18 protein-coding genes are annotated in these 22237 nt (G+C 50.3%); 10 read left to right on the forward strand and 8 right to left on the reverse strand.

The window, feature by feature from the left end; translation table 11 throughout:
- Positions 1 to 89 precede the first annotated feature (89 nt).
- Positions 90 to 3122 carry a ThuA domain-containing protein gene (locus U9S71_RS05320; protein WP_326325836.1) on the forward strand — a complete coding sequence of 1011 codons (3033 nt, stop codon included), beginning with the start codon at positions 90 to 92 and terminating at the stop codon, positions 3120 to 3122.
- Between the two features lie 208 nt (positions 3123 to 3330).
- On the opposite strand, the gene U9S71_RS05325 is transcribed toward U9S71_RS05320, so the two are convergent.
- Complete coding sequence (locus tag U9S71_RS05325) at positions 3331 to 4761, reverse strand: Gfo/Idh/MocA family protein (protein ID WP_326325838.1); 1431 nt, start codon at positions 4759 to 4761, stop codon at positions 3331 to 3333.
- A 248-nt stretch (positions 4762 to 5009) separates the two neighbouring features.
- Here U9S71_RS05325 and U9S71_RS05330 point away from each other — a divergent pair, with 248 nt between their 5' ends.
- From U9S71_RS05330 to U9S71_RS05340, 3 genes are all read left to right on the forward strand, one after another.
- A complete protein-coding gene (locus U9S71_RS05330) occupies positions 5010 to 6935 on the forward strand; it encodes a site-specific DNA-methyltransferase (protein ID WP_326325840.1) in 1926 nt (641 codons plus the stop codon).
- A 79-nt stretch (positions 6936 to 7014) separates the two neighbouring features.
- Entirely contained in the window at positions 7015 to 8034 is a 1020-nt protein-coding gene (locus tag U9S71_RS05335) for a hypothetical protein (RefSeq protein ID WP_326325842.1), read from the forward strand.
- Between the two features lie 2 nt (positions 8035 to 8036).
- A complete protein-coding gene (locus tag U9S71_RS05340; RefSeq protein ID WP_326325843.1) occupies positions 8037 to 10049 on the forward strand; it encodes a DEAD/DEAH box helicase family protein in 2013 nt (670 codons plus the stop codon).
- A 1-nt stretch (position 10050) separates the two neighbouring features.
- Here the strand turns inward: U9S71_RS05340 and U9S71_RS05345 are convergent, their stop codons facing one another.
- On the reverse strand, positions 10051 to 10776 hold the full coding sequence (locus U9S71_RS05345; protein WP_326325844.1) for a hypothetical protein: 726 nt from the start codon (positions 10774 to 10776) through the stop codon (positions 10051 to 10053).
- Positions 10777 to 10896: 120 nt separating this feature from the next.
- Between U9S71_RS05345 and U9S71_RS05350 the strand changes: the two genes are divergently transcribed.
- Positions 10897 to 11286 (forward strand): DUF423 domain-containing protein, encoded by a 390-nt coding sequence (locus U9S71_RS05350; protein WP_326325845.1) that lies wholly within the window; start codon positions 10897 to 10899, stop codon positions 11284 to 11286.
- Positions 11287 to 13767, forward strand: coding sequence for a replication restart helicase PriA (gene priA / locus U9S71_RS05355; RefSeq protein WP_326325846.1), 2481 nt, complete (start codon positions 11287 to 11289; stop codon positions 13765 to 13767).
- On the opposite strand, the gene U9S71_RS05360 is transcribed toward priA, so the two are convergent.
- Positions 13761 to 14498, reverse strand: coding sequence for a hypothetical protein (locus U9S71_RS05360; protein ID WP_326325847.1), 738 nt, complete (start codon positions 14496 to 14498; stop codon positions 13761 to 13763). The two genes, priA and U9S71_RS05360, sit on opposite strands and share 7 nt — an antisense overlap.
- Before the next feature lie 99 nt (positions 14499 to 14597).
- Between U9S71_RS05360 and U9S71_RS05365 the strand changes: the two genes are divergently transcribed.
- A complete protein-coding gene (locus tag U9S71_RS05365; RefSeq protein ID WP_326325848.1) occupies positions 14598 to 15254 on the forward strand; it encodes a protein-L-isoaspartate(D-aspartate) O-methyltransferase in 657 nt (218 codons plus the stop codon).
- Between the two features lie 26 nt (positions 15255 to 15280).
- Complete coding sequence (locus U9S71_RS05370; RefSeq protein ID WP_326325849.1) at positions 15281 to 17092, forward strand: MutS-related protein; 1812 nt, start codon at positions 15281 to 15283, stop codon at positions 17090 to 17092.
- A 5-nt stretch (positions 17093 to 17097) separates the two neighbouring features.
- Here U9S71_RS05370 and smpB read toward each other — a convergent pair whose 3' ends face one another.
- The 4 genes from smpB to U9S71_RS05390 all read right to left on the reverse strand — a co-directional run bounded on the left by smpB (position 17098) and on the right by U9S71_RS05390 (position 19977).
- On the reverse strand, positions 17098 to 17553 hold the full coding sequence (gene smpB, locus U9S71_RS05375; protein WP_326325851.1) for an SsrA-binding protein SmpB: 456 nt from the start codon (positions 17551 to 17553) through the stop codon (positions 17098 to 17100).
- Positions 17554 to 17616: 63 nt separating this feature from the next.
- Entirely contained in the window at positions 17617 to 18399 is a 783-nt protein-coding gene (locus U9S71_RS05380) for a metal-dependent transcriptional regulator (protein ID WP_326325853.1), read from the reverse strand.
- Positions 18400 to 18424: 25 nt separating this feature from the next.
- Entirely contained in the window at positions 18425 to 19303 is an 879-nt protein-coding gene (gene sucD / locus U9S71_RS05385; RefSeq protein ID WP_326325854.1) for a succinate--CoA ligase subunit alpha, read from the reverse strand.
- 128 nt (positions 19304 to 19431) lie between these two features.
- Entirely contained in the window at positions 19432 to 19977 is a 546-nt protein-coding gene (locus U9S71_RS05390) for an RNA methyltransferase (RefSeq protein ID WP_326325856.1), read from the reverse strand.
- 168 nt (positions 19978 to 20145) lie between these two features.
- On the opposite strand from U9S71_RS05390, the gene rpsT reads away from it, so the two are divergent.
- Positions 20146 to 20400, forward strand: a complete 255-nt coding sequence (gene rpsT / locus U9S71_RS05395; protein ID WP_326325857.1) for a 30S ribosomal protein S20 — start codon at positions 20146 to 20148, stop codon at positions 20398 to 20400.
- 77 nt (positions 20401 to 20477) lie between these two features.
- Here rpsT and U9S71_RS05400 read toward each other — a convergent pair whose 3' ends face one another.
- Positions 20478 to 21335, reverse strand: coding sequence for a 3-keto-disaccharide hydrolase (locus U9S71_RS05400; RefSeq protein ID WP_326325858.1), 858 nt, complete (start codon positions 21333 to 21335; stop codon positions 20478 to 20480).
- Between the two features lie 157 nt (positions 21336 to 21492).
- On the opposite strand from U9S71_RS05400, the gene U9S71_RS05405 reads away from it, so the two are divergent.
- Positions 21493 to 22236: an ImuA family protein gene (locus U9S71_RS05405; protein WP_326325860.1), complete on the forward strand. Its 744-nt coding sequence runs from the start codon at positions 21493 to 21495 to the stop codon at positions 22234 to 22236.
- Position 22237 lies beyond the last annotated feature (1 nt).

Here is a 22237-nt window from a genome sequence, read left to right on the forward strand (position 1 = left end):
GAAACTTACGAAATCTATTTGATATTTACAACGAAAATACCATAAAAATTATCATTTTTGCAATCCTATATGTAATTGAACCCCAAAACATGGAAAGATTTAATCACCGAAGTGTTACGAAACCATTAGTGCTTTTTTTATCAGTTATCTGGTTGCTGACCAACTATTCGTGTAACAAACGGAGTGGTCAACCGCGCCTGTTGGTCTTCAGTAAAACAACGGCGTTTTACCACGAATCAATACCGGCTGGCAATGCTGCGCTTATTAAACTTGCTGCCGAAAATGGATACGCTGTGGATACAACCACGAATGCAGCATGGTTTAATGATGATAGTTTGAAGAACTATTCGGCCGTTGTCTTCCTCAGTACCACCGGTGAGGTGCTTAACCACTACCAGGAAGCAGCGTTTGAGCGGTATATCCAAGCTGGAGGTGGCTTTGTGGGCATCCACGCCGCATCAGACACCGAATATGATTGGGGCTGGTTCGGCCGATTGGTAGGTGGTTACTTTAAGGGGCATCCCCACCCGCAGGAAGCCACATTCCACGTTGTTGATTCGCTGCATCCAGCTACGGAAGGACTTCCTAGCACATTCAGTTATAACGATGAATGGTATAACTTCAAGAAACTGAGTTCCGAAAGCAAGGTACTGGTAACCATTGATGAAGATAGTTACGAAGGTGGAGACAATGGCGAGGAGCATCCCATGGTATGGTATCACGAATATGATGGGGGAAGATCATTTTATACCGCGCTGGGGCATTCCGAAGCCTCATTCAGTGATTCCTTGCACCTAAAACTTATTTTGGGAGGTATCAAGTATGCCGTTGGCAAAAACCTCAAGCTCAATTACAATAACGTAAAAACCCAATTGCCGCCGAATCCGCAACGGTTTGTTAAAAAGCAGTTGCACACCGGATCGCTTTTTGAGCCAACGGAGATGGCCATATTACCCAATTATGATATCCTTATTGCCCAACGGCGTGGCGAACTGATGTTGTTCCAGCAGGATAGCCAAACGGTGAAGCAGGTTGGGTTTCTCGACGTGTACCATCAATCGGGCGTTCCGAATGTGAATGCCGAAGAGGGCTTCATGGGATTGGCACTGGACCCCGATTACGAAACGAATAAATACCTTTATGCATTTTACAGCCCTACGGATACCTCTGTAAACCGTCTATCGCGATTTGTTTACGACGACGGCAAGCTTGATATGACATCCGAGCAGGTCATTCTTCAGTTTTATTCGCAACGCCAGATTTGCTGCCACACAGGCGGTTCCATTGCGTTTGGTGGGGACGGATTGCTCTACCTGTCTACCGGCGACAACTCCACGCCGTTCGACCAACCGGATCCGTCGACTTACAAAAACCATGGTTTTGCACCATTGGATGGCCGTGCGGGGTACGAGCAGTACGATGTGCGCCGATCAGCGGGAAACACCAATGACTTACGGGGTAAAATACTCCGGATCGATGTGCAGGCCGATGGTACCTACCGTATACCCGAGGGGAATCTGTTCGCCGAAGGGACGGCAAAAACGCGCCCTGAGATTTACGTGATGGGCAATCGTAATCCCTACCGTATTTCGGTGGATCAGAAAACGGGATTCCTTTATTGGGGGGAAGTGGGGCCAGATGCAGCCAACGACAGCTTGGCGACACGTGGGCCGCGTGGGTATGACGAAGTAAACCAGGCCCGTAAAGCAGGTTTCTTTGGGTGGCCGTTTTTTATCGGGGAGAATTATGCTTATCGGCCATTTAATTACAAAACAGGTGAATGGGGCGAACCTTTCGATCCGGCACACCCGGAAAATAACTCGCCCAACAATACGGGGTTGCGGGTATTGCCACCCGCTCAGCCGGCATTTATCTGGTACCCCTACGCAGCATCGCCGCAGTTTCCACAAGTGGGTACCGGCGGGCGCAACGCCATGGCTGGTCCGGTATATTATACCGATATGTTCCCTGAAGCAACCCGTTATCCTGATTATTATGATGGCAAGCTGTTTATCTATGATTGGATCCGGGGATGGATTAAGGCGGTTACGCTGTTGCCGAACGGCGACTTCGATAAAATGGAGCCTTTTATGGAAGGTGCCTCATTTGCCAATCCGATCGATATGGAAGTGGGAAAGGACGGCAAGATTTATGTGTTGGAGTACGGCAGGGGATGGTTTGCAAAGAATGATGATGCCGGTATTTTAAGGATTGATTATATAGGTGGTAATCTTCCTCCGCAGTTGGGCGATATCGAGGTCGAAAAGTCAAACGGCGCCACACCATTCACCGTGCAGGCTACTGTAAGCGCTACTGATTATGAAAATGACCAGCTTACCTATACCTGGAAAATAGGCGACATTACCCACGAAACCAGTGAACCAATCCTTAGCTATACATTAGAGAACCGTGGCGAATACGCCATTAGCGTAACGGTATCGGACGGTAAGGGTCAGGCTGAAAGTAATCCGGTATCGGTTTATGCAGGCAATGACAACCCGATTGTGGATATTTTGTTATCCAACACATCGGGCGTTTATACGCCCGGCGAACGTATCGAATATACGGTGAATATAGACGACCACGGACGTGCCATCGACACTGCTAACCTTGTCGTAGCTGTTGACTATATCTCTGGTTCGGATATGGCCGGAGCCTCGTTGGGGCATCAGCAGGTATCGGAAATTGTTTTGGGTCGTAGTCTCATGATGGCCTCTGATTGCCAATCGTGCCATAAAATCGACGAACCGAGTGTCGGCCCTTCTTATAAAGACGTCGCATTGCGCTATCGAAACGAGAAAGAGGCTTCGTCCTATCTGATGCAAAAGATTATGCAAGGTGGTAGCGGCGTTTGGGGGGAGGTTGCCATGGCGGCACATCCCGACATGAAAGACGGCGAGGCCCGGCAGATTGTCCGCTGGATCATGTCATTAGCCGATGATAACAACGGTAAGCCGAAGTCGCTGCCGGCAACCGGTACGATTGTCGCCAAGAAAGGAGATGAAGGCGATAAGGAAACGGTGCTGCGTATCCATGCGCAATATACCAATTCGCCGGGTATGGGTATTAAACCGTTAAGCGGATCGGAGACGGTCAATTTGAAACGGAAAGGAGACGAATAAGCGAAGCTTGGCTATATTAGGAGGGCTTTTGCTTTTTCGCAAAGAGCTTACCACGGTAAAATTGCAATTTACCAACGTCAAGTCGAAAATTACCATGGCCGGATCCTGCTTTTTGCTGGTATCCGGGGCCATGATAATTTGTTTTTTTAGGATTTGGTGAAGGTTAAAAACGAATCCTGAGCCTAACCCCGTTCAGGAGTCAACCAATTTAGAACTCCCGATAATCGCCGGTAAGGTACTGATTGGCTTCCTCTTCGCTGAATTTAGCTGCTTGGGCATCCCAGTGCAGTGTCTCGCCAGGGAAACGCCCGGCAATGGTGCCCAGTAGGATGGTTTCGGTCAGCCGTGAGGCATAATCGAAAGGAGCCGAGCATTCTCCTTTGCCCAAACAGGCGTCCACAAACTGGTGGTAATGCTTAGGTCCTTCGGTTGCGTAGTTGCGGATCGGCTCGCCGAGACCATGCTTTTTCGATACCCCGGCTATTTCTTCACTAATATCGACATATTTGCCTTTCACAATTTTCCTTGGCAACTGCATAAAGTGGGGAAGCAACAAGCGTCCTTTTTTGCCCACAAACATCGCGCCTTGGTCGGGCAGTTCGTGCTGGCCCGCTATCTTCGGATCGAGCGAAACCTTCCCTGCGACTTCGGCTTCCTTGTCTGTTTTCTTTTTGTCTGCTTTATCCTCCATGCCGGGCAGCACCAGATCCTCATGCGTTGGCGGGGCGCCTGGGCCATCGTACCAAATCCATTTCAGTGACCTGGTGGTATATTCGGTACCCGGAAACTCGTAGGTAACCTTATTGTGTTCCGGAAAACCGAACCCGTTGGTTGGCCGGCATTCGTTTCTAATCGTCCGGGGCACATCAAGTGCCAGTGCATTGTAGGGGGTATCGAAAATATGCACACCCATATCGCCCAAAGTACCGCAGCCGTAGTCCATCAACTTCCGCCATACCCCCGGATGATAAACGCCTTCTTTATACGGACGTTTGGTTGATGTTCCTGCCCACAGATCCCAGTGCAGCTGCGGGGGGATTGGATCCTCGCCCTCGGGCAGGGGACCGTCATACCCGTGGTTCTTGGGCGACCAAGCGTGTACGGTATGTACCTTGCCGATGATGCCCGATTGAATGAGCAGGGTGGCCAGCCTGTAGTCATAGAAAGAATGTACCTGGATACCCATTTGGGTAACCAGCCCCTTTTCGGCGGCCAGCTTATTCATTGCTCGCGATTCAGATACGTAATGGGTCAGCGGCTTCTGGCAGTAGACGGGCTTATTCATTTGCATAGCCAGCATGGAAGCTGGCGCATGGGTATGGTCGGGTGTGGATACGATGACGGCATCGATTTCATTACCCATTTCTTTCAGCATGATGCGATAATCAAAAAACACGCGTGCGCCCGGGTGGAGTTTGTGTGCCGCTGATAAATTCAGCGCGTCTACGTCGCAAAGCGCCACGACGTCCACACTCGCATGCGACGAGATGGCCTTTAAGTCTTCTCCGCCCATGTTCCCCACGCCGATGTGGGCCGTCCGCAACCGGGTTCCCTTCGGGAAAGATTTCAATAAACTGGGGGTTAGCATCACTCCCAAAGCACCTAATGTGCTGTTTTTTAAGAATTCGCGTTTATTCATAACCTGAGATTATCTATTTAATTGTTGCCCAAATTAAAACTATTGTCGGTTTATTCCAAGCCTATTTTGAAGAAACATCTGCGAAATAGGCGAACCGTTGCATATAAACGGGAATTTGGCTAAGTTTGGCGTCATCTGTCAAATACAAGCAGCCGCTAATAAGCTCATAGGTTTAGCGAAAACCGTTGGCCATTGGGATGCGCGAACAGACCTTAGTGACACCGAGACAAAGTGAACAATAAACCCATATGTGGAACCTGTTAGACGAATTAAAAGGGCTATTGCAACAAGATGAAAGGCTTGTGGTGGAGGGTAAGCTGCTCCGGAACAAGATTGTCGAGTTGACCTTACAGCTCGACCCGGCCTTGATCAGGACCCTGCTATCGCACGAGGGCATTAAAAAGCACTTCTTTCAAGACATTGGAGGCGTGATGGTTTTTGATAAAATCGGCTTTCAGCAGTTTGTAAGCAACAAAGCCTTTTTGCCCGACAGTTACACCGCGTTTAAAAACCGTATCGGCCTGATTGACGGCAACGAGTTCATCAAGGAGCATAAACAGGTGGTGCTCGCTTGGCCGTATAAAGATGCCGTACTGGAAGGGGGGCAGTCAAAGGAAGAGGCCAAAGGAAACGAAATCTTTTGGAACGAAACATTGGCCCCCGACGAAATCGATCGGCTGTTGCAACCCAAAGTGTTAAGAAACTTCAAAAAATACACCGCCGTCGACACGGCCGATGTTGCCGAATTGAGCGGTAAGGATAATTTCTTGATGAAGGGAAACAACCTGCTGACCCTGCATACCCTGAAATCGGCCTTCGCGGGTAAAATCAAATTGATTTATATAGACCCGCCCTATAACACGGGAAAAGACAGTTTCGGATATAATGACAGCTTCAACCATTCGGCTTGGCTGACCTTCATGAAAAACAGACTGGAGGTCAGTAAACAGCTTCTTTCGAACCTTGGGGTGCTGTTTATTTCAATCGATGTCAACGAACATGCCTATTTGAAGGTGCTTTGCGATGAGATTTTCGGTCGTGACAATTTTTTGGGTGAGATCATTTGGGAAACGGCTACGGACAACAATGCCACGCAGATATCGGTGGAGCATGAATATGTGATTGGTTACGCTAAGCATAAAGCCAGCCAGCCGAAGTGGCAGATCCAATCGGAGAAAGCGCAGGCAATCCAACATCAATATGAAACTTTGGAAGCTGAGCACGGGGCGGATACGGGTCGGATAGAGAAAGACTTGAGGAACTGGGTTAAAAGTGTTAAAAAATCCAACGAGATCGATCTATCGGGTGTTTCGCATTATACGTACGTGGATGATCAAGGTATTTTTTATCCCGGTAATTCGGCAAATACGAAGCCCGGTGGTTACCACTACGATATTGTGCATCCGGTTACGAAAAAGGTGTGTAATAAACCCGTTAACGGTTACCGTTGGCCGGAAACGACTTTCTGGGCTGCTGCCGATAGGGGGGATGTGTTGTGGGGGGGCGATGAAAACACCATACCCAAAATAAAGAAGCGGCTTCATACGGCAACGGAACTACTGAAAGGCTATTTCTACGAAGATAACCGGAAGTCGACACGGGCGTTGACCAACATGATGGGGAAAAAGGTTTTTGAAAATCCGAAATCGATCAATCTGCTCAAGAAGATCATCAAATTCACCACTGGTGAAAATGATGTTATCCTTGATTTTTTCGCGGGTAGTGGTTCGACGGCGGAAGCGGTGCTGCAGGTAAATCGTGAAGAAAACTCGACGCGGCGGTTTATTCTATGTGAACAAATGGATTATGTGGAGTCGGTAACGGCAAAACGCATACAGAAATGTTTAGATGGAGAAACGTTTATTTATTGCGAACTGGCCAAACTCAATGCACATTACGCCGACCTGGTAAAAGCGGCTACGACCATTCGTGAAATAAAGGCCGTTTGGCGGCGGACTAAAACCGAAGCATTTGTCAGTTGGCGGGTGAATATCCCCCGGGTAGATGAGTTGTTATCCACTGCTTCAACGATGGATATCCAAGAAATCCAATCGCTCATTTATGAAACACTCGACAAAAACCAGTGGTATGTGCCATTGTCGGAAATCCATGATAATGACTATCGATTTGGGCGTGACATCATCGATTTAAATCACCAATTTGCCCGACTATAACCTGACGAGCATGGCGCTAATAAACTTTAGGAAAGAAACGTCAGAGCGAAGCGACCAAGTGAACTAGGCGAAAGCACTATTGGTAGAAAAATCGGGTTTTTACCTAGACAGTGTTGAAGGCTGTAACCAAGATGCCACCAACCGGGTTACTTGCCTGATGGAACGGGCTAGGGTTGATTACGATCCAAGTGCCAACGGTACAATCGACGAAATTACGACATCGATTGTCGCTTTGGAAGGTAAGGAGGCGCTCGCCAGAAAAATAAACTTCGCCCAATGTTATGGTGTACCGTTATCATACGCGTTGTATTGCGATGAGCGTGAAAATGTCTATTTCTTCCACTTCCACTCCCTCACCGAGGTTGAATTCGTCAAACATTATCGTTCCTATCCCGAATTTGCGGATTGGATCGCGGCCATCAAGGGATGGAAATCGAGCAAGCCATTCAGGGAACGCCAAGACCTGCCTTATTTTGATAAGGCACTACGGAAGGCCGGCACCCCTTGGCCAACGAATATCGACTGTTTTATATGCGATGAATCGAATAGACCGTTGGCCATACTGGAGTTCCAGAATGCAAAAACTACGAAGGTGGCGCAGCACTGCAACAATGACTTTTTCCTGTGCAAGATGGCCACCAAAGATGAAAAAGGCCGTGTGAAGTACCACGACGACATCCGAAGGTGGACATCTCAGGAGATTTTACGGGTCCAATCGGGTCTAAGGTATTTTATACTTACCTGGGCGCCAGCTGAAGATGATTATATGCTGAAGGAAGTTGACACCATTACCATACCCTACTTCCCTTATAAAGAGGGCAAACCCAACTGGGACTATATGAATGCCTACAAGGCTGGTATGCACCGTTATGTTACTTCGGGTAAATTGGTGGCAAATGAAGGTGCGATTGCAGCCAATTTCCAAACCTACAACCTCATCAAAAAACAGGGGCGTATCGATTCCGTGGTACATGAGCCACCGTTATCATACGGCGATAAGACATTCCCATCCCTATATTACTGCCGGAAGGAGCTTGTTCAAAATGATCAAGCATCATTGGTGCAACGGTTTATTGATTTGTTAACAGCCGGGCGCTAGGCATGCAGCAACTACACCACATATTGGACGCAGCGTTGAAATCCTATAGCGCCGATTTTTACAAAAGCCGGGTGCCAGCATACGTCTATGCCAACCTTCGGGAAGGGTTCCGGCCGCGGCCCTATCAGCAAGAAGCTTTGGGAAGGTTCGATTTCTTTTGGAACGATTACCATCACAAGCCTGAGGGTGTACCTACCCAGCTGCTCTACCATATGGCCACAGGTAGCGGTAAGACCTTGGTGATGGCAGGGCTTATCATTTATTTATACGAGCATGGCTACCGCAACTTTCTGTTTTTTGTGAACAGCACGAATATTATCGAAAAGACGCGGGCTAATTTTTTGGATGCGATATCCGCTAAATACCTGTTTGCGGATCGTATGGCTATTGGCGACAAACCCGTCCGCATGAAAGAAGTGGATCATTTCCAAGCCGCCAATCCAGACGATATCAACGTGGTTTTTTCGACAATCCAAGGCTTACATTCCCGATTGAACACGCCGAAAGAGAACAGCCTTACTTACGATGATTTCGAAGAAACGAAAATCGTCCTTATATCCGATGAGGCTCATCACATCAATGCGGAAACCAAAAAGAAAAGTGAACTTAACGCCGAAGAAGCCGAGGAACTACGGAGCTGGGAAGATACGGTAAACCGGGTTTTCCATGCTAATAAGGATAATGTCCTGTTGGAATTTACCGCAACCATCGATTTGTCGGTGCCAAAGATCGCGCGGAAATACAGCGATAAGCTCCTTTTTGATTATCCATTGAAGCAATTCCGTGTGGATGGGTATTCCAAGGAAGTAAAGGTGTTGCAGGCCGACCTCCCTCCGTTGGAGCGGGCCATACAGGGCGTTTTGTTGAGCCAATACCGGCGAAAGCTGTTTGAAAGCCGTAAACAACTGATCAAGCCTATCATCCTCTTTAAGTCCAGAACGATCAAAGAAAGCCAACAGTTCTTCGATGAATTTATAACGGGCATCAAAAACCTGAAGGTCTCTGATTTGGAAAAAATAAGGACATCCCATCCGGATGCAGCCATTAAGAACGCATTTCGATATTTGGCGGCCAATAACATCAGTCTGGAGAACCTGATCACCGAACTTAAACAAGATTTTTCGGAAGAAAAGCTCATTTCGGTGAACAGCAAAAACGATAGCGAAGCGAAGCAGTTGGCGATCAACTCACTGGAGGACGAGGCAAACGAATACCGGGCGGTTTTTGCGGTGGATAAGTTGAATGAAGGATGGGATGTGTTGAACCTGTTTGATATTGTAAGGTTATACGATACGCGGGATGCCCAAAGGGGTAAGCCCGGTAAAACCACCATGGCAGAGGCGCAGCTCATTGGTAGGGGAGCGCGGTACTGTCCGTTCCGCATCTCGGACGACCAGCCTTATTTCGAAAGGAAGTTTGATGACGACCCGGCTCATGAATTGCGGATTTGCGAGGTGCTTTATTACCACAGCGCGTACAACCCACGGTATATCCAAGAGCTGAATATGGCGTTGAAAGCTACGGGTATCAAGCCGGAACAGGCCATGGAGCGGCCAAGGAAACGGAAGCTGGCGGTAAAGGAAACACCCAATTCGGGCGTTTTGGTCGCCGATGCACCGAGAAGATACAATCGACAAACCTATCACGTTTCGCTTGAAGCGGGTTACACGAAGGCGATCGCGGTATTCGGCACTGCGACCACCGTTGTAGCAGATACGAAGAAGAAGACCTATAACTTGGCTGATTTGGGGGGCCATATCATCCGTAAAGCAATCAATAAGTCAGGCTTTTACACGTTCTCAAATCTCAGTAAACACTTTCCAGCGCTTACGTCCGTCTCGGAATTTATCGCTTCCGACGAATACTTGGGTGCGGTAAAACTGGATATATCGGGCTTGCCGGAGCAGATTGAAAATCTCACCCCGCGAGACAAACTGGAGGCGGCCGTTCGTGTATTAGAAAACATGGCCACAGCCATTGCTGCAGAGACAGCCGCTTCCGGCGGACGTAAATAAGTTAATAGCGGAAACAATAGAGCTTCCCGTCTTTACCACAAAGGAGGTAACGTTGGCCGCTGCCGTTCAACGGACCGACGTAAGCAATCGGCCCGCAACCATGGGGTAGGGAAGCCGTTGGTTGATCCGCAGGGTCTACCTCGTCGGAACTACTGCGACGGCTGCGTGCCTGCCGCCGCAGCAATCGCCCGCGCCCATCATACGATAGGACCTGTCTTCGGGTTCCAACATCGATGCGCACCGTGCCATCGGCCTTTGCTACGGCACCCTGGGTGGCCCGTTGCGGGAGCTTGAGTGAGAAACCCGGTAATGGATCCCCTTCGGTATCGATACGGTAAAGCCGTTCGGCTGTAGTGAATACCAGACTGCCGTCGGTCAGTTGTGAAATGCTGTCTACAAGAGGGCCGGGTAATTGGGCGTTCCACAACTTCTGCCCTTCGGGCGAAATGGCGTGGAGGATGTGGTAGGCATCCTGAACGAGGATGAACCGTGTGCTATCGCCATTTCGATGTATAGATGGGCTGGTGATGGCGCTCGCATTCAGGTCAAACGTCCACAATATGCCGTTTTCGGCAGCAGGTGGTTCCGCAGGTACTGCACCGACTTCGTCCGGTGCGATTTCGGGTGGCTGCGCAGGCTCCCGCTCATCCAGATTGGAAAAGTAAAAATAGGAAACGGCAATGATAGCAATAAATACCAGCGATATGACAATGATTAAATTCCTCATCCGTTACAAACCTAGCACAAAAAGTGCCATTTTACAATCTTGCATATCAACCCAATTATAATTAAGTTTGGCAAAATATTGCAATCAGGAGTTGGCCTTGAAAAAATCACTGACATACCGATGAATAAACGAATTATTCTCACTGCATCGTTCTTTGGCTTAGCTGCGGTGGTACTGGGTGCCTTTGGCGCACACGGTCTGAAAGATAAAATCACCAGCGACGACCTCGAAGCCTGGAAGACCGCAGTGGACTATCAATTTTACCATACGTTGGCACTACTGTTTCTAGCTACCTTTTCGCGGGCGAAAAACACGTATATCCGATTTTCCTTCATCACCTTCACGTTAGGAATCTTGCTGTTTTCTGGGTCGTTGTATGTACTGAGCACCCGCGATATTACCGGTTTCGGCGCAGCCGGCATCCTTGGGCCGGTTACCCCGGTGGGCGGATTGTGCTTTATTTTGGGGTGGGTAGGGCTGTTTGTGGCCACCATCAAGAACAAAGGGTAAATGCTTGAGTTTACGGACGGTAAGACAGAAGCACGTATTACATTATTCGTTGAGGTGATATTGCCTTTGGCCATCGCCAAGGCCTACACGTACCGGGTACCGTACGAGCGGAATGCAGATGTGGCTGTAGGTAGGCGGGTCATCGTGCAGTTTGGCAAGAGCAAGGTGTATTCGGCCGTCATCAGCCGTGTGGTAGATCGTCCTCCCGAATTGTACGAAGCCAAATACATCCTCGATGTGTTGGATGATTCGCCCGTAGTAACGGGTGCGCAGTTCCAATTATGGAGCTGGATATCATCGTATTACCTGTGCACACGTGGAGAAGTGATGCAAGCGGCGCTGCCTTCGGCTCTGAAGCTGGCAAGCGAGACCCGTATTATTTCGGCTGGTAACGAGGTCGATCGCTCGGAGTTGAGTGACAAGGAATACCTCATCCTCGATGCGCTCGATATCTCGCCCGAACTGAAGGTGAGCGACATCGTGAAGCTGTTGGGCCAAAAAAGCGTTTTTCCCATATTGAAACGGCTCTTCGACAAGGGGCTCATCCTTATTTCCGAAGAGATCGCACCGAAGTACAAGCCCAAGATGAAAGTGTTTGTACGGTTGCATGGCGATTACACCGATAGTGCAGGTCGTAAGGTGCTGCTCGAATCGCTGGCCAAGGCACCCAAACAACAAGATGCGGTAATGGCGTATCTTCAACTGAGCCGCCAGCAGCCCGATGTGGCCCGGGCTGACATCATGGAGGCGAGCGGTTGCAGCTCAGCTATCGTTGCCGCATTGGTGGAAAAAGAAGTGTTCATTATTGAGGAGCGGGCAGTAAGTCGATTGGGTGGCGAGGATGTGGAGGTAACGGGCGATTTCACCTTCAACGAAGCCCAATCGGCCGCATTTAGCGATATCAACCGTCAGTTTGCCGAAAAAGACGTCGTGCTGCTGCATGGGGTCACCGCATCGGGCAAAACGCAGGTGTACATTCGACTGATGGAGGCAGCGATGGCCCGCGGCCAGCACGTCCTATACCTATTGCCCGAGATTGCGTTGACCACACAGATTACTGAGCGGCTGCGCAAGCACTTTGGAGATAAGTTCGGCGTGTATCATTCGCGATTCAGCGACAACGAACGCGCCGAAGTATGGCATAAGGTGCTCAACAATGAATACCAAGTCATCGTCGGAGCCCGATCGGCCGTTTTCCTGCCGTTCCAATCATTAGGCCTCATCGTGGTCGACGAGGAACACGAGACATCGTATAAGCAGTTTGATCCCGCGCCGCGCTACCATGCGCGCGATACAGCGATTTATCTGGGGCACATCCACGGGGCAAAGGTATTACTGGGATCGGCTACGCCGGCGGTGGAAAGCTTCTATAATGCGCGCTCAGGAAAATATGGCCTCGTAACACTTGCCCAGCGTTATGGTGATGCCAAGCTGCCCGAGATCATCACGGTAAGCATCAGTGAGGAAAGCCGTAAGGGCACCATGTTTACGTATTTCAGTGCGACGCTGCTGGAGGAGATGGAAAAGGCGCTGGCAGCGAAGGAGCAGGTGATCCTGTTCCAGAACAGGCGCGGGCACACTCCGCTGCTGCAATGCAAAACCTGTGGCTACATTGCCAAGTGCATCCACTGCGATGTGAGCCTTACTTACCACAAGAGCAGCAGTCAATTGCATTGCCATTACTGTGGGTTTACAGAGGCTCCGTTGCAGGTTTGCCCGGCATGTGGATCCACCCATATCGAAAGTAAGGGCTTCGGTACCGAGCGGATAGAGGAAGAACTGGGAACGCTGCTCCCCAACGCGCGTATTGGCCGCCTCGACCTTGACTCCACGAAAGGGAAGTATGGGTTTGAACGGGTGCTGACGGCATTTGATGAGCAGCGATACGATGTGCTGGTGGGTACGCAGATGGTGGCCAAGGGACTGGATTTCGGCAAGGTTAGTGTTATTGGCATCATCAATGCCGATGGTTTGATCAACTATCCGGATTTCCGCGCCTATGAGCGGGCGTTTTCATTGCTGGCACAGGTAGCGGGGCGCGCCGGACGGCGTAACAGCGGCGGCAAAGTGGTCATCCAGTCGTATGCCCCGACTCACCGCGTTATCCAACAGGTGATTGGAAACGACTACGAAGGGATGTTTATGGCGGAGGTCGCCGAGCGGAAAAACTTCGGCTATCCACCGTTTTTCAGGCTCTTCAAAATCGAGGTGAAACACAAAGAGCAACAGGCGGCACACGATGGCGCGGTCCGGCTGGCCACGCTGTTACGGGAGGTGCTGGGGCATCGTGTATTCGGTCCGGAGGTGCCCCTGGTGGGGCGTGTGCGCAATTTCTATATTTTCGGCATCCTACTTAAAATCGAGCGTATCGATATCAGCATTGCTAAGGTAAAGGAGCAACTGACGGCTGCTTTGCTGCGGTTTGAAACCAATAAAGCCAACAAAGGCGTCCGTGTGCAAATCGATGTAGACCCTTACTGATTGATCAGTCCGAAGCTATATTGTAAGGTAATGGCCGCCACAGGAGCGAAGAAATATTCCCAGCGGTAACGCCGTGCTTGATTGGGTACACCGGTGAAGGAATCGTCGGTATAACTGTTCACTTTTTGGTAGGTATATGCAATATTGAAGTTGGCTTCAATTCCCAAGGCAATCCGCGGTACCACATACACTTTTGCCCCCACAAAGGGCGAAAATAGCAACGCATTTTTGGTGTCTTCGGAGAAGACGGTAGCATTGCCGAATCCACGCGTATTGAGCTGTTGGACCATGAAGCCCAAATCGCCCCCGAAGTACGGCTGCACCCGAGAATAGTTCACGCTTTTTTCAAGACCAACCTTAATGGCCGTGTTACTGAATTTGCCCTTTACCTGCGGCAGGCACCCTTCGCACTCATTATCAAAGGCGATGCTGTTGCGGAAATGGGCGGCTTGGAGCCGGTAGCTGATTTGGTTGTCGTTAATTTTAAACAGGAGGCCATTGAGATACGAAGAGTGGTAGGGTTGTCCCGACGGCTGGTTTAGCAACTGCGGGAATTGCTCATACGCGTACGCGCGAACAGCAATGGTGTACCAATAATCGGTGTTGAAGTTATATGTGTTGCTTTTTGGGATAATCGGATCCGGGTAAGCAATGGTATCGATGTTCGTTACCTGGGCAGACAGTTGCGCTGCCCCAAAAGATAGGAGAACAACCAAAAGTAAATACCTCATTCGTCGTATCGTTTATACCGTGCGAAAATAATAAATAAAATCGGGTAACGCTTTACTGCTGCGGTAATCTCGGCTAATCTGTGTATTTTTGGGACCATAATGGCATATAAGTTTATTGACAATTACCGTGAGCGTGGCGCACGCAAGCAGTTGGTCGAGCTGCTCAAGCGGCGTGGAATTGAAGACAAGCGTGTGCTGGCGGCGATTGGTAAAGTGCCCCGGCATTATTTTTTTGATGAAACCTTTTGGAACCAAGCCTATCGCGACATTGCTTTCCCAATAGGGGACGGCCAGACCATCTCGCAGCCGTACACCGTGGCTTACCAAACGGAGCTGCTGCATATCGAAAGCGGCGACCGTGTACTGGAAATCGGCACCGGGTCGGGATACCAAACCTGTATTTTGGTTGAACTGGGCGCTGAAGTCTATACCATCGAGCGGCAGAAAAACCTGTATAACCGTACCGTGCAGGTGTTGCCCTATATGGGCTATAAGCCGCACTTTTTCCTTGGCGATGGCTCCAAGGGTGTTCCGAAGCACGCCCCGTACGATAAGATCCTGGTGACGGCAGGTGCTCCGTTTGTACCTGATGTCATGCTGAAACAGCTGCGCGTGGGTGGTCTGTTGGTTATTCCGGTAGGCAGTGAGAAAGAACAAAAGATGATGACGGTTTTGCGAGTGGGTGAGCAGGCATATGAACGTATTGAGCTGGATACGTTCCGGTTTGTTCCGCTGGTCGGGGATAGCGCGTGGTGATGCGCCCCCTTTTTTAAATGAATGGAATGGAAGATATATTTGACGCGTACCGCAATAATATCGCTGAGACCGATCATCGCCTTGCGGGCTTACGGAAGTTGATAAACACGAATTCGCTGTTGCGGCTGGCAACCATCGTTGGTGGAGGTGCGGCGTTATTTGTTGCGGTGCAGACCGAAAGCGTGTGGTTGGTTGTAGGCCTTTTCCTGCTTATCGTGGTAGGCTTTATGGCACTCGTATGGCGGCAAAGCAAATTGGAGGCGCAGAAAGCAGCATGCGAGGATTTCCGGGCGGTAAACCAGAACGAACTGGCGATGGCCGACGGCAATCCCAATCTTTACCCTGATGGTGCGACCTATATGGACGGTAAGCATCCGTATAGTGGCGATCTGGATATATTCGGTACCTCGTCCGTGTTCGCCCTGGTCAACAGATGCGCTACTCCAGCGGCTAATCGCTTGTTGGCTACATGGCTATCCGCACCGGCGGACCGGGATGCCATCGTGGCACGGCAGGCGGTGGTTGGTGAATTGGCAACGGATACCGCCTGGTGCCAGCAATTCCAAGCAGACCTGCTATTCAACGTGGCGCAGCGTACCGATTTCAAGCAACAGTTTGCTCGCTTTCTGAAAGGGGGCGATACCTTGGAGAGCGCGTTCTTGAGGGGTTACATAAAAATCGTTCCATGGCTGATGGTCCTGGTTGTCGGGCTGGCCGTCTTTTGGCCAGTGGCTATCCCGATAGCTGTCTTTCTGGCACTGGCTCACCTGTTAGCCGCCATGGCGTATGGCGGTAAAATAGGACGCATCGCTGGTCAGGTTGACCGTGCCGGGCGGACGCTGGGTGCTTTTGCCAAGTCGTTCGAACAGATAGAGAGTCGCCATTGGCAAAGCGGGCGGGGGCAAGCATTGGTTGCTTCGTTGCGAGCGAGGGGTGGCGATAAGCCGGTTTCGGCGATTTTCCGCGAGCTGGCCACATTGATTGACCGGCTCGACCACCGGTTGAACATGCTGGTGGGTGGTGTGCTCAATATGGCAGCGTTGTGGGATTTTAAACAAGTTTTTGCGGTGCTCGACTGGCGCAAGCAATACGGTAACCAAGTGTTGGGCGCGCTGGATGTAGTGGCTGAATTGGAGGTGCTGGTGAGTTTAGCAACGCTCCGGCGTAACCACCCAAAGTGGGTGTTTCCAGAGATTTTGGCATCGGCGCAGCCGTTCGTGGCAGCTGCTGGCTTATCGCATCCGCTCATTGCGCCGCACACGGCCGTGCCAAACGATTATGCGATGGACGATCATCGGGTGGCATTGATTACGGGTTCGAATATGGCCGGAAAAAGTACGTTCCTCCGTGTTGTGGGCACCAATGCGGTACTGGCGCTTTGCGGAGCACCTGTATGTGGCACCTCCATGCGGCTTTCGGTTTTCCATGTGGTAAGCTATATGCGCATCGCTGATTCGCTGAATGAGAGTACATCGACATTTAAAGCGGAACTGAACCGGATTGAAGGGGTATTGCGGGCCGTGCGCACCCAGGCGGATACGTTTTTTCTCATCGATGAGATGCTGCGTGGTACCAACTCCAAAGACAAATACCTGGGGTCGAAGGCCATCATTGAACGGCTGATTGCCGATGGTGGGGTGGGGATGGTGGCCACGCACGACCTGCAGCTTGCCAAATTGGCCGACGATTACCCCGGCAAGCTGGCCAACTTCCATTTCGATATCCAGGTGCGAACAGGAGAAATGCTGTTTGATTACAAGCTCAAACCGGGCGAGTGCACCATTTTCAATGCCTCCATATTGTTGAAAAATATCGGCATCGATGTGGCCGCCGGGTAGTTAGGTCATCGTTTCATCACCCGAGCCAGCTCACGCTTGGAATCGCGCTCCTTGATGGAGTCCCGCTTATCGAAGTCTTTTTTGCCCTGTGCCAGTGCAATTTCCACTTTGGCAAAACCGCGTTGACTGATAAACATGCGCAAGGGGATGATCGTGAACCCCCGCTCGTCTGCTTTCGTTTTCAGCTTTTTAAGCTCTTTCTTGGTGAGCAACAATTGCCTGTCGCGCTTGGCCTCATGGTTGTAAAATGAACCGTGGGAATATTCGGCAATGTGCATGTTGCGTATATAGAGGTCGCTTTCGAAAAACGAGCAGAAGGCATCGTTGATATTGGCTTTTCCCTCCCGTATGGATTTGATTTCTGTGCCGAGGAGGCGGATACCGGCGATGTACGTATCGAGGATATGGTACTCGAAATATGCCTTTTTATTCTTGATATGGATCGCTGAAGATAGTGCCATGTTGTTGCTCAGTATGTAGTCGTTAGTACCTGGTGTGTGGCTTAGTGCCGTTTGTTCAAAGCCTTATACCGGTTTGCAATAAATGTTTTGTGCCACCTTGTCCGAGATGTTGATTTTCGCACCTCCGATTTCCAATGCGATCGAATGGTCGAATTCATACCGTTGCGATACAGTTACCTCACTGTGGATGCCGATGCCGATCTGGCTCACATACTGGAGAAACGAAGGGCTGTTGTCCCTTACGGCGATAATGGCATACGGGGTGCCCTCGGCGGCTTCGGCGAGGGTAAGGCGCGCCTCATGCACATAATCACCCTTGGCATTGGGGATAGCATCGCCATGGGGGTCGAATTGGGGAAACCCCAGGAACCGATCGAGCCGTTCCACCAGTTTTTCCGATTTGATGTGTTCCAATTGCTCGGCAATATCATGTACCTCGTCCCAACTGAAGCCCAGTTTATCAAACAAGAATGTTTCCCATAGTCGATGTCGCCGGATGATCGCGACAGCGAGGTTTCGCCCCTTGTTGGTGAGGGTGATTTTTCCGTACTTTTCGTAGTTGACCAGCTGCTTTTCGCGCAATTTTTTCAACATATCCGTTGCTGTGGCAGGCCGTACATTCAGCCTGCCTGCCAGCTGGTTGGTTCCCGCTTCACCTGCACCGTCGTGCTCGGCTGTGATGCGAAGCAGAGCCTTCAAGTAATTCTCCTCGGTATCCGATAGCATAGCGGCAAAGGTAGGGAATTTGTTAGGAAATGTTTGGGGCTTCTCCCGAAAGAAGTCGTCGTCCTGCGGGAATCTGAGGGGACAAAAAAACAAGCGCCGGAAGTTTCCTCCGGCACTCATTCATATTTCGGTATATCTTGTTGTGTTAGGCGTTCACGCCAAGTTCTTCGGCCATCGCTTTGCCGATTTCGGCGGGCGACTCGACCACACGAATGCCACATTCGCGCATGATTTTCATCTTGGCAGCGGCCGTGTCGTCCGCGCCTCCAACAATCGCACCAGCGTGGCCCATGCGGCGTCCCGGAGGCGCTGTTTGGCCGGCAATGAATCCAACCACCGGCTTGGTGCCGTTTTCTTTGATCCAGCGTGCCGCTTCGGCTTCCATACCGCCCCCGATTTCACCAATCACGATGATGCCTTCCGTTTCCGGGTCGTTCATGAGCAGCTCAACGGCTTCTTTGGTAGTGGTGCCGATGATGGGGTCACCACCGATGCCAATGGCCGTGGTGATGCCCAGTCCGGCTTTGACTGTTTGGTCTACGGCCTCGTAGGTAAGCGTGCCCGACTTGGATACAATACCCACCGAACCTTTTTTGAAAATGAAACCTGGCATGATACCGATCTTCGCTTCGTCGGCAGTGATGATGCCGGGGCAATTCGGACCGATAAGCCGCGCGCTTTTATCGCTAAGGTATGATTTTACCTGAATCATATCTTTTGTAGGAATACCTTCCGTAATACAGACGATGACGGTAATGCCCGCTGCTGCTGCTTCCATAATGGCATCGGCAGCGAATGCCGGCGGAACGAAAATGATCGATACATTGGCACCGGTTTTTTCAACGGCGTCTGCAACGGTGTTGAATACCGGTCGTTCGAGATGGGTTTGGCCGCCTTTGCCGGGGGTGACACCACCGACTACATTTGTGCCGTATTCAATCATCTGAGAGGCATGATATGTGCCCTCGTTACCCGTGAAACCCTGTACGATTACCTTGGAGTCCTTATTTACTAGTACGCTCATTGTTCTGGTTTTTTGCACCGCAAACTTAGATAAAATTGCGTTGATATGCAAGCTGGTGGCCGTATGCGAAAAGCAATTTTTTCGATGGTACACCTACCGGTTTGCATCGCGGTGTAAACGAACAGACATCATACCGAGGTGCTGAGCTGCAGTTTGGCGTAACATGCCCATAACACAATTCCCACCGATACGGCGATGTTGAGGGAATGCTTGGTGCCCGATTGGGGAATTTCAATACAACCATCCACCAGCGCCATCACCTCGTCCGACACGCCGTGCACCTCGTTGCCGAAGACCAATGCATACTTTTCGGTTGGGACAGGGTTGAATTGGTGTAATGCACAACTGCCTGCAGCTTGTTCAACGGCCATCACGCGGTACCCTTTATCCCGAAGCTGTTGGATGGCTTGTGCCGTATCAGCAATGTGTTGCCAAGCAACGGATTGCGTAGCACCGAGTGCTGTTTTTTCAATTTCGCGGTGGGGTGGGGTGCCAGTGATGCCGCATAAGATCATTTCTTCCAATGCGAATGCATCTGCAGTGCGGAATGCCGAGCCGACGTTGTGCATGCTGCGGACATTGTCGAGCACCAATGTGACCGGAAGTTTCGCCTGTTTCTTAAACGTTTCGATAGATGGACGTTTCAACTCATCCATGGATAGTTTTACATGCATATGATTTGCCTATTAGTCATATAGAATATTCATGCGTGAACATTTCTGCAGTGGGCAAAGATAGCGAAAGTCGGGCGTTTCAAATTTTGCCGTATTTGTTTTGAATATTAAAAATAAGGTGGTAACTTTGCAGACTGAAAATTGATAGGAAAATTTAGCTCATATAACATGGCAAATCATAAATCATCACTTAAGAGAATCCGTTCCAGCGCTGCGAAGCGTTTAAGGAACCGTTACCAAGCGAAAACAACGCGTAATGCAATTAAGAAATTACGTAACACCACCGATGCTAGTGAAGCAAAGACGCTGTTGCCACGCGTGGTTTCCATGCTGGATCGCTTGGCTAAGAAAAACGTCATCCACAAGAACAAAGCTTCCAACAACAAGTCGAAGTTGACTAAACTTGTGAATAGCTTGTCATAATAAATACTACAGATACAATAAGCGAAAAGCCGCCCTGCACTGCAGAGCGGCTTTTTTTTGTGCTACCCATTGGTTTTTTAATCCTCATTTCGTACTGCTTCCAACACTTGTTGTAGCTTCGCCTGATCGTGCAGGTAGGGCTCCAGGTCGAGCAATTCCACTTTTCGGAAATCGATGGGATGACTTTCGCTCTGCAGGGAAATATACCCGTTTTTGAGTACTTTCCCGTCTTGTTTTACCGCAGGGTCGTAATTGGAAACATTACCGCCACCAATTTGAGGTTGATAATACGTCAGCACCGTGTCGCCCTCGATAATGTGGTGTACCACCGAGTCGGCCAGCACCAGGAATTCGGCGGTTACCCATTGGTCGCCATGGTAGGTCTTGGACGTGGAGTTGGTGCAATGGGGGGTGAACAACTCGCCATCTTTTTCCATCAATACGTTGGTTCCCGGGGTGCATAAATTGCTCGTGGTCCGTTCATTGGTGCCGTCGCCACCGAGCAGTTGCCCTTCGATGGAAATCGGGAAATCTTGGTCTTTCAATATGGTTTGGGGGTCTTGTCCGTGGAGCATAGCCCCGCTGTTGCGCCACGCCCAGCCTTCGCCACCAGGCGCCTGTTCTCCTGTAAAGCGGTATTCCACGCGGAGGAGGTAGGCCGAGTAAGGAGTGTTATAGTGGATGTGGCCGTACTGGAAATTAAAATCGGTATAGCCATCGTAACGGACTTTCATGAGGCCGTCCTCCACGCGGAATGTATTCGCATAGTTGTCGCCAACTTCACGCTTGGCTATTTTAACGGTCCAGTCGTTAAGATCCTTTCCATTGAAAAGTTGTATCCATTCTGGTGTTGGCGTCTTCGTCGATTGCCCCGCATTCGTACAGGCACATACGGCGGTTGCTAGCGTGGCAGCAATCATAAGTGTTGTTTTCATAACCTTCGTAAAATATAAAATAAACAATTTGTTAGACGCGATGAAGATAGTAATAAATCGGAGAAACCATCGAAACCAATATCCAAGGACCGAATCTATTTATTAATTGGTTACTAAAAATATTAGTCTTATCTTTGATATCCTCATTGGGTAGGGCATGACAGCGACAACTAAAAATACACGTGAGATAGTCGATCGGCTGAAACGGGATATCCTGCGCTTGCAGGGATGTGCCCCATCTGGCGACACAACTATGCGGATTGGTCTCGGTCCGGTAGAAGAGGCCTTTCCCCATGCCGTTTTCCCTTCGTTCGGTGTCCATGAATTCATTTACAGATGCCGGGAAGAAAGTGCGGCTACCTGTGGTTTCATAAGTGGGTTGCTGGCCGAACTTATGGCAGGTGGTGGGATTTGCCTTTGGATCAGCACCTCAAGGATGCTGTTTCCGCCCTCCCTGGGTACATTCGGCGTACAGGCAGATCGTGTTATTTTTGTAGAGGTGGCACGCGAGCGGGATGTACTGTGGGCTGCCGAGGAAGCTCTCAAATGCAATGGTCTAGCGGCCGTGGTGGCCGAATTGCAGGAGATGGACTTTGCACAGTCGCGCCGATTGCAGCTGGCCGTGGAGAAAAGCCGGGTAACCGGCTTGATGCTGCGGAGTTGCCCCCGTATTATCGGCGCTACAGCCTGCGCCGCCCGCTGGCGCATTGCGCCGCTACCCAGCCTGCCGGACGAGGGCCTACCGGGTGTTGGTTTTCCCCGGTGGGAGGTGGAGCTGCTGAAAGTGCGCAATGGTAACCCCGGCTGCTGGCAGCTGGAGTGGGTCGATGGGCGTTTTGTACCCATTGTGCGGCCTACGCGCATGAGTTCCACATCCAACAGGATGAAGAAAATCAGTTGAT

Origin of the sequence: Parapedobacter flavus (assembly GCF_035818675.1) — a bacterium.
GTDB classification, from domain to species: domain Bacteria; phylum Bacteroidota; class Bacteroidia; order Sphingobacteriales; family Sphingobacteriaceae; genus Parapedobacter; species Parapedobacter flavus.